The organism is Chryseobacterium sp. BGARF1, assembly GCF_001677955.1.
Taxonomy (GTDB): Bacteria; Bacteroidota; Bacteroidia; order Flavobacteriales; family Weeksellaceae; genus Chryseobacterium.
Genome location: NZ_LELA01000068.1, coordinates 65,099 through 73,829, shown reverse-complemented (window position 1 = coordinate 73,829; position 8,731 = coordinate 65,099). Strand labels below are relative to the sequence as shown.

At 34.0% G+C, this 8,731-nt stretch carries 6 protein-coding genes; 3 read left to right on the top strand and 3 right to left on the bottom strand.

Translation table 11 applies throughout. From position 1 onward, the window contains the following. Positions 1-279: 279 nt before the first annotated feature. Positions 280-1,089, top strand: a complete 810-nt coding sequence (locus AB671_RS13500) for a DUF4197 domain-containing protein (protein ID WP_066678627.1) — start codon at positions 280-282, stop codon at positions 1,087-1,089. A gap of 246 nt (positions 1,090-1,335) precedes the next feature. On the opposite strand, the gene AB671_RS13495 is transcribed toward AB671_RS13500, so the two are convergent. Further along, positions 1,336-1,989 (bottom strand): CoA transferase subunit B, encoded by a 654-nt coding sequence (locus AB671_RS13495; protein WP_066678629.1) that lies wholly within the window; start codon positions 1,987-1,989, stop codon positions 1,336-1,338. Between the two features lie 122 nt (positions 1,990-2,111). Between AB671_RS13495 and AB671_RS13490 the strand changes: the two genes are divergently transcribed. Together AB671_RS13490 and AB671_RS13485 are read left to right on the top strand one after the other, a co-directional pair. Then, positions 2,112-3,917 carry an ABC transporter ATP-binding protein gene (locus AB671_RS13490; protein WP_066678634.1) on the top strand — a complete coding sequence of 602 codons (1,806 nt, stop codon included), beginning with the start codon at positions 2,112-2,114 and terminating at the stop codon, positions 3,915-3,917. Between the two features lie 162 nt (positions 3,918-4,079). Beyond that, a complete protein-coding gene (locus AB671_RS13485; RefSeq protein ID WP_066678636.1) occupies positions 4,080-4,760 on the top strand; it encodes a DUF3575 domain-containing protein in 681 nt (226 codons plus the stop codon). A gap of 146 nt (positions 4,761-4,906) precedes the next feature. On the opposite strand, the gene AB671_RS13480 is transcribed toward AB671_RS13485, so the two are convergent. Both AB671_RS13480 and AB671_RS13475 read right to left on the bottom strand, forming a co-directional pair. Then, on the bottom strand, positions 4,907-5,608 hold the full coding sequence (locus AB671_RS13480; RefSeq protein WP_066678638.1) for a CoA transferase subunit A: 702 nt from the start codon (positions 5,606-5,608) through the stop codon (positions 4,907-4,909). 175 nt (positions 5,609-5,783) lie between these two features. Continuing rightward, complete coding sequence (locus tag AB671_RS13475; RefSeq protein WP_066678640.1) at positions 5,784-8,531, bottom strand: fibronectin type III domain-containing protein; 2,748 nt, start codon at positions 8,529-8,531, stop codon at positions 5,784-5,786. Positions 8,532-8,731 lie beyond the last annotated feature (200 nt).

Genomic DNA, 8,731 nt, shown 5'->3' with positions numbered 1-8,731 from the left:
CCAATGAATTGATTTCTATTAAGTCCTTTAAGCTAAAAGATCTTAATTCCTTAATGTTTAAAATAAACTTAATTTTTAAACAGGCTCTAAGGATTTTAGTTAATTAAATCAAATAAGTTTAAGAAATCAATGAATTGATTTTATTAAGTTTTTTTTAAGCTGAATAATCTTAATTTCTTAATGGTGAAAATAAATATCAAATTTAAACCGGCACTAAAAATAATAAACAACATTTAACTTTTTCAATCTTAAAATATCTAATTTTGTATAAAATAAACGATGAGAAAAATATTTTTTTTAGCAACTGGATTATTATTTTCAGTTTCTGCACAGTCACAGATTTTAGATGCAATTAAATCTACCGTTAAAAGTCAAACCGGTGTTGATTTAAATAATCCAAAAACGACCACAATAACTCCTCCTGTAAACACTCAGCAAACACCAACAAAAAATACTTCGCCCATCAATTTAGGAAGCCTGACTTCAACACAAATTTCATCAGGTTTGAAAGAAGCTTTAAATTTGGGAGTAACGGAAGGTGTAAAAAAACTAGGCGTAACCGATGGTTTCCTGAAGAATGAAGCAGTAAAAATCTTAATGCCTGAAAAATTAAGAGTGATTGACACCAAACTTCGCGCATTCGGATTAGGAAGTTTAGCCGATCAGGGAGTAAAGTTACTCAACAGGGCAGCTGAAGATGCCGTTACAGAATCTGCACCGATCTTCACAAAAGCGATCACCTCAATGACGATTACAGATGCTAAAAATATTTTGTTGGGAGGCGACAATGCAGCAACCAATTATCTGCAAGGAAAAACTCAATCTCAGTTGTTTACTGCTTTTCAGCCAAAAGTAAAAGCTTCTTTAGGAAAAGTAGGTGCTGACAAAGTTTGGACTAATTTGATTTCCAAATACAATACTTTAACAGGACAGGCTGTTTCAACAGATTTAAATGAATATGTAACCAACGAAACGATTAACGGTGTTTTTAAAATGGTTGCCGAAAAAGAAAGCGGTATCAGAAATAATTCTGTAATGAGAACAACGAGTATTTTGCAGAAGGTTTTTGGGGCGCAGGATGGAAAGTAAATTTCTTTTGTCTTGAAACAAAAGAAACAAAAATTCAAGATTGGAAACTACGGCTAAAAATTAAAATTGAATCCTAAAATTCCCAAAACTCGTTCGGATTAAACGCTTAGTTTATTAACCTAATCCTTGCCGCGCTCAAAAAGTAGAATTTTCTTGACGTTCACAGAATTTATTTTCTTAACGCTACGATTTCCTAGGTCATTAAAAAAATAAAACCTTGTCTGTGTGACAAGGTTTTTGTTTTATTTAGAATTGCATTTCAGGAATTTCGCCTTCAATGATCAAATCTGCTTCTGTTGATTTTATAATGTGTTCTACTGAAACACCAGGAGCTCTTTCAACTAATTTGAAACCAGCCGGAGTTACATCTAAAACCGCTAATTCTGTAACCACTTTTTTCACACAGTTAATTCCGGTTAAAGGAAGTGAACATTTCTTTAGGATTTTGCTTTCTCCTGCTTTATTAACGTGCATCATCGCAACAATGATATTTTCAGCTGAAGCCACCAAATCCATTGCGCCTCCCATTCCTTTTACCATTTTTCCCGGAATTTTCCAGTTGGCAATGTCTCCGTTTTCTGAAACTTCCATTGCTCCAAGAATCGTAAGATCTACTTTTTGGCTTCTGATCATCCCAAAACTGAATGCAGAATCAAAAAATGAACCGCCATCAAGAATGGTAATGGTCTGTTTTCCGGCGTTGATAATGTCGGCATCCTCTTCTCCTTCAAAAGGAAATGGACCCATTCCTAAAACTCCATTTTCGCTTTGAAACTCTACTGAAAGATTATCAGGAACGTAATTGGCAACCAATGTTGGAATTCCGATTCCTAAGTTTACATAATATCCGTCTTTTACTTCTTTTGAAATTCTTTGTGCAATTTGTTCTTTAGTTAGCATAGCATAATCTTATCCTGCCAAATTAGCCATTTTTTCAGAATTACGAAAATACTTTCTTTCTTATCCTATGATAAATTTTACTTCTCAAATTATCGTAAATTTGTGGGCTTTTAATTTTACAAATGAAAATTCTATTAAATTATTTAAAACCATATAAATGGCTGATTATTGCATCGCTTTTGTTAGCCTCTATCAATCAAGTCTTTTCGTTATTTGCTCCTGCTATAACGGGAAATATATTAGATAAACTGGTAAACCAGCCGAATTTTTTTGATAAAGAAAAACTGATCCCAAGAACGTTGAATGAATATCTCTACGGAACCGATATTTATCACGGTGTATTTTATTTTTTGGGTCTGTTGATCGGAACTGCAATGATCAGCCGAATTGCCAAAGCTTTTCAGGATTATGTTGTGAGTGTAATTATTCAAAAATTTGGGGCAAAGATTTTCACCGATGGTTTACAACATTCTATGCGATTGCCTTTTCAGGAGTTTGAAGATCAGAGAAGTGGTGAGACCCTTTCTATTTTAACTAAAGTACGAGAAGATTCTGTGAAGTTCATCAATAATTTCGTTAATGTATTTTTTGGAATTTTAGTGAGTATCATTTTCGTTTCAGTTTATGCGATTCGTTTGCATTGGTCGATCATGCCGGTTTATGTTGTTGGAATTATTTTTATCGCTGTTGTAACCAATTTATTGAGTAAAAGAATTAAAACCATTCAAAAAAATATCGTTACCGAAACGACAGCTTTGGCGGGAAGTACTACAGAAAGCCTTAGAAATATTGAAATCGTAAAAAGTTTGGGATTGACCAATCAGGAAGTAGAACGTTTGAATAACAACACGTACAAAATCCTGAATCTGGAGTTGAGAAAAGTAAAAAGTATCCGTTCGCTAAGTTTTGTACAAGGAACTTTGGTGAATTTTTTACAGCAGGTGATCACTTTCACTTTATTATTATTGATCTTTAAAAATATCGTAACTCCAGGACAATATTTATCATTGATGTTTTACGGATTCTTTATTTTCGGACCGATGCAGGAAATTGGGAACATCATTATTTCTTATCGTGAAGCAGAAGCTTCTCTTCAAAATTTTGACAGAGTAATGAAAAAAGAAGTGGAGCCTAAACCTTTAAACCCGAAAAAGATCGGAGCAATTGAGGAGTTAGAATTCAAAAATGTTTCATTTCAACATCAGAGTGCTCATTATAAAGCGCTTAATTCTATTTCATTTGATGTGAAAAATGGCGAAACCATCGCTTTTGTAGGACCAAGTGGGTCAGGAAAAAGTACGTTGGTAAAATTACTTGTAGGATTGTACAGACCACAGGAAGGAAGTATTTTTTATAATAATGTTGACGGAAAGGAGTTTGATTTTGATGAATTGAGAAATCAAATCGGTTTTGTAACACAGGACACGCAACTTTTTGCAGGAACAATAAGAGAAAATCTTTTGTTTGTAAACCCTTCTGCAACGGAAGAAGATCTACAATTGGCTTTAAAAAAATCAAGCTGTTCCGCTCTTTTAGAACGTGCCGAAAAAGGAATTGAAACCGTTATTGGTGAAGGCGGATTAAAATTAAGCGGTGGTGAAAAACAAAGGATTGCCATTGCAAGAGCTTTGTTGAGAAAACCTCATCTTCTTATTTTTGATGAAGCAACTTCTGCTTTAGACAGCATTACCGAAGAAGAAATTACAACTACGATCAAAGAAATTTCTAAAGAAAAAGAACAGATCACCGTTTTGATCGCGCACCGATTAAGTACGATCATGCATGCGGACAGAATTTATGTTTTGGAACGCGGGCAAGTCATCGAAACAGGTTCTCATCTGCAATTAATTGAAGAAAAAGGGTTGTATTATGCGATGTGGAGACAGCAGATTGGGGAAAGGAAGGCGACAGAATTACCTTTGGCTTAAAAACTCTACGAAAAAACCTGTAACAAATCGGTCACATTAATTTAAGTTTAACGTGTTGATAATATTTAGATTAGCTTAAAAAATAGTATCCCTATATTTTTTATTTTAACATAATGTGTTTTTTATTATTTTTAAAATATTTTAAACTTAAAAATAATTTGAATGAAAAAACTTCTATTTGTTCTTATTCTGATGATTTCAAATTTGATTTTTGCGCAAGAATCAAAGGAAAGCAATTGGATCTTGAAACTAAACGCGACGCAATTAGTCGATGCAGTTTCTTATCCTACTTTACAAATTTCTGCTGAAAGAAAGATCAATCCGTATTTCAGTATGAACGCAGAATTTGGATATCAATTGTATGATTTTAGCAAAGCAGATACTCTATTATTAAAGTCTAAAGGTTTTAAAACTAATCTTGAAGGAAGAGTTTATTTATTCAAATTGCTCAATTCAAGGATTGAGTCTAAACGAAATGAGTTTTATGTGGGGCTACAATTGTTTTACAGAGAAAATGAAGGAACAAATTCCGTAGATTTTTCGCCAAAAAGTGATGAAACAAAGTTCTATACAGATAATTTTGGAACCAAAAGAACGGCAAAAGGTTTTAACATTACTTTCGGAAATCAAATTTCAGTATCGAAAAAAATTATTCTAGAACCTTATATTGGATTGGGATTGATGAATAGAAAAATTAACAACAGCGATATTGAGTATGACGAAATAAAAGATACCCGAAATGGAACAGGTTTAAAACCACTTTTCCAAAAATTGAATTTAGAAGAAAGTTCAGGAAATGTTTTTAATTTTTGTTTTGGATTGAGAGTTGGATATAGGCTGTAAAGGTAGGATGATGGAAGTTGGAAGTTCACAAAATTGAAAACAAAGATTCCTCCTGCGTCGGAATGACAATTGGATTATAAATAATTACAAAAAAAATACCCCGAAAGTTGAATTTCGGGGTATTATATTTTTAGAAATGAAAAAAATTAATCTTTTTTTCTCACAGTTCTCTGCTCTATTCTTTTTTCAAAATTTTCACCTTGAAAGATTCTTTGAATCATAATTCCCGGAATATGGATCTGGTTTGGATCTAGTTCTCCTGGAGCAACCAATTCTTCTACTTCAGCAATGGTAATTTTTCCTGCGCCTGCCATTGGATGATTGAAGTTTCTTGCTGAACCTTTAAATATCAGATTTCCTGCGTGATCACCTTTCCAGGCTTTTACGATTGAATAATCTGCTTCATAAGCATGTTCCAAAATATGTGGCTTTCCTTTGAAATCTTTTACTTCTTTACCTTCTGCAACTTCAGTTCCGAAACCTGCAGGAGTATAAAATGCAGGAATTCCAGCTTGAGCGGCACGACATTTTTCAGCTAAAGTTCCTTGTGGCGTCAATTCAACATCTAATTCGCCCGACAACATTTGTCTTTCAAATTCTGCATTTTCACCCACATAAGATGAGATCATCTTTTTAATTTGTCTTTTATGAAGCAATAATCCCAATCCGAAATCATCAACTCCGGCGTTGTTTGAAATACATGTCAAATCTTTTACATCACTTTCTACCAAAGCATTGATTGAATTTTCTGGAATTCCACAAAGTCCGAACCCTCCCAACATTAAGGTCATTCCATCCTGGATTCCTTCAATCGCTTCTGCGGCATTTTTTACTCTTTTATCTATCATGAAATATTTGATTTTTTTCCGTTTTAAATTTAAACATTTTTATCATATCTACCGTATTCCAAATGAATTTTGAAAAGCATTAAAAATTTTTTAGGTTTAAAATTAGTTTACTTTATTGTTAAAAATAAAATAGCGGAAACAAGTTCCGCTATCTATCAATAAGTTGTGAATATTTTTATTCTATGATCAATTTTAAAGTAAATAATTTTCTGGTATGAACTTTTACAAAGTAAACACCTTTTGGAAGATTTTCATTGACTAAAGAAAAACGCTGATTTTGTACGTTTTCAGATTTATATAAGAGCTGACCTGTAGCAGATAGCAATTCGATCTTCTCAATAGGATAATCACTTTTAATAAAAGTCGGCTGACCCGGTTTTGTAGGATTAGGATATATAACTACATTTTTCTCGGTCTTATTTTTAGTTTCCTCAGTTCCCAAAGTTCCGGCAGTAACCTGAAACTGTACTCTGTTTGAAACTTCTGTGTAAGAATCGTTGGTAAACATCACCATATAATAATTACCTGCTGTGGTTGGCACTCCATTTACATTTCCTATAATGGCTTTTGTACCTTGAGCTAAACCATCAAAATAAGTATATGAAATGAATTGATCATCAGGAACTGAAACACTTTGAGGGTAAATTCCTAACCAGTCTTTGATAATTCCCGGAGAATCCGTCCATGAAGCGGTGATGTTTTCACCCAATGTATACACTGGTTTATTGATCCAAAGATCTGTAACGATATCTCCTACTTTGAAGAAAACTTTTTCTCCTACTGTTGTATATCCATCTTCAAGAAAATACTGAGCATAATAATATCCTTTTGGAAGACCTGTAAAATTAAGAGTTCCGGAAGCAGTTGTTACATAACTCCATTTTGCAGCCGGAGTTGGCCCTGGAACTTGTCCCATTTTGTAAATTCCGATCCAGTCTTTTGTTAAATTTGGTCCATTATTAAAATTAACAACAACCGTTCCTCCAACCGGATATGCATCAGCAGTTGTTTGAAGTACAACTTTTGGTCCTACATAAAAGTTTTTCCTAGGAGCAATTTCCGTATATCCATTATTGGCAAAAAAGCCTGCAAAATACTGCCCTTTTGTTGCTAAACCATTTGGAAAAGTAGCTACTCCTGAAGTTTGTCCGTTGGTATAAACAAAACCTTGAGAAGTTGTCGTTGTAGGATTTTGACCTTTTTTATAAAGCCCTACCCAATCCTGTTGATTTCCCGGCCCGTCATTGTAAGTTGCTATAATTGCTTCATTCTGCAAATATTCTGTCTTATTTAAAATAAGGTTAGGATTTGAAACTACACTTCCTGTGATCTCAAACTGTTTTACATCACTCCAATCACTCCACTCCATATTTCTGTCTCTGTAACGGGTTTTCACATAATACACTCCGTTGGTGATAGAGTTTGCTGCAAAAGTGGCTTTTGTGATATCGACACCTGCATTTAAGTTTTTAGTAACATCAGGATTTCCGTTACCTTCTTTCCCGAACCAGTTCTCGTAATCTCTGTAAAATTCTTTTTCGATGACCGAAAAATCAGCAGCTTTGCTTACCAAAAACTGAGTCGTATTTAAAAGTTCATTTGCCGGAGAAGAAAAAGCACTTCCGTTTAATGTTAAAGGTAAAGTTACAGGAGCCGAAAATGTATTTGTAATTACTGGCTTCTGTGGTTTAGGCTTATTTTTATATCGGTGGAATGAGTCGATCAACACATTATCTTTTTGTGTATAGATCCCTCCAATAGAATAACTTTCGATATCTACTTTTCCGTTGGCTACATCAACTTCAATGATTTGATACGTCCAATCGGTTAACGTTTTTTGTACATCATCAAAATCCTGTTCTGTTGACATTCCCCAATATTGATCCCAAGCCGTTCCACCAGAAATAATCTGGTAGTTTGGAGTATTTTTTAGTTGTCCTCTGTGATAAAGGTGATGGTGAGCTCCAACGTGCATCAAATATTTATCAGATCCTGCTAAAAGGGGCACTGCATTGTTTCTTACCCAAGTAGAAATATCACCAACATATTGCTCTGCCTGATAAGGTCTGTGGCTTAATGAAATAATCCAGTCAACTGTAGGATCATTATTTGCTTCGGTTAAAATCTGCTGAAGCCACGTTTGCTGTGCAGAACCTGTATGCTCTGAACTTAAACTTACAAAAAGTACGTTTCCTGCTTGTTGAGCATAATAATTTTCGTTCCCTGATGTGATATTTTTATATTTAATTTCATCAATATTAAAATGGGCGTAGTAAGAATTCATTCCTAAAGTACCATATGTCTCATGATTTCCTACTGTTGTAAGAATCGGAAGGTACGGTGATAGTTTTCTGTTCTTTTTAAAGTGAACATTTTCATAATGATCTAAGGTTCCCACATCTACCTGATCTCCTACCATAAAAGTCAGGGCTATATTATCGGAAGGATCTGAAGTAAGCCCGAACTTCTCTTTTAATTTTTTATAAGCTTTATAATTCAAAGAATCATATCGCGGTTCTGCTTTGATCTGGTTGTCTCCCATAATCAAGAACCTTATTTTACCATCAAGGGTTACAGCTTGCCCCGGAAGAGGAAGTGTTCTGAAATTATAAACCGCAGATTCGCTGGCTCCTGTTTTTATTTTATAGTAATACTTGGTGTTGGGTTGTAAGTTTGTAATTTTTGCGGTGTGATAATAGTAATTGTTATTGTAACCTGTGTCAGAAAAGATATTGGTAGTTCCTGTTACCGTTACATTAAGGTTTGTGGGAGAATTCCCATAAAGAACCGTGGTTTCATTGTCTGAACTTGTTTTCCAGTTGACAATCATAGAATTGTGAGCCGGATTTTGCAAGTAAGGAAACAAAGCTTGAGCATTCGCAAGCTGGACGACGAAAAAAAAGAAAAACAAATAATGCCTCATAATAGATTTTTTTTAGAATTGGATTGTTTTGGAATACTGTAATTTTAAAATCCCGCAAATATAAATTTCACTTGTAAACTCAAAATGACCCTAATAATAAGCATCTGTTAACTTTTTCGTAAAAAAGAACCCTTAGAAAGGTATTTTCTTATTGTAAAATTGTTTGGCAAATTCAAAAAACATTTCATATATTTGCAGCC

What these genes read in the sequence shown, in the direction of transcription:
- AB671_RS13500 (WP_066678627.1), top strand. Translation starts at nt 280, where the DNA reads ATGAGAAAAATATTTTTTTTAGCAACTGGATTATTATTTTCAGTTTCT.
- AB671_RS13495 (WP_066678629.1), bottom strand. Translation starts at nt 1,989, where the DNA reads ATGCTAACTAAAGAACAAATTGCACAAAGAATTTCAAAAGAAGTAAAA.
- AB671_RS13490 (WP_066678634.1), top strand. Translation starts at nt 2,112, where the DNA reads ATGAAAATTCTATTAAATTATTTAAAACCATATAAATGGCTGATTATT.
- AB671_RS13485 (WP_066678636.1), top strand. Translation starts at nt 4,080, where the DNA reads ATGAAAAAACTTCTATTTGTTCTTATTCTGATGATTTCAAATTTGATT.
- AB671_RS13480 (WP_066678638.1), bottom strand. Translation starts at nt 5,608, where the DNA reads ATGATAGATAAAAGAGTAAAAAATGCCGCAGAAGCGATTGAAGGAATC.
- AB671_RS13475 (WP_066678640.1), bottom strand. Translation starts at nt 8,531, where the DNA reads ATGAGGCATTATTTGTTTTTCTTTTTTTTCGTCGTCCAGCTTGCGAAT.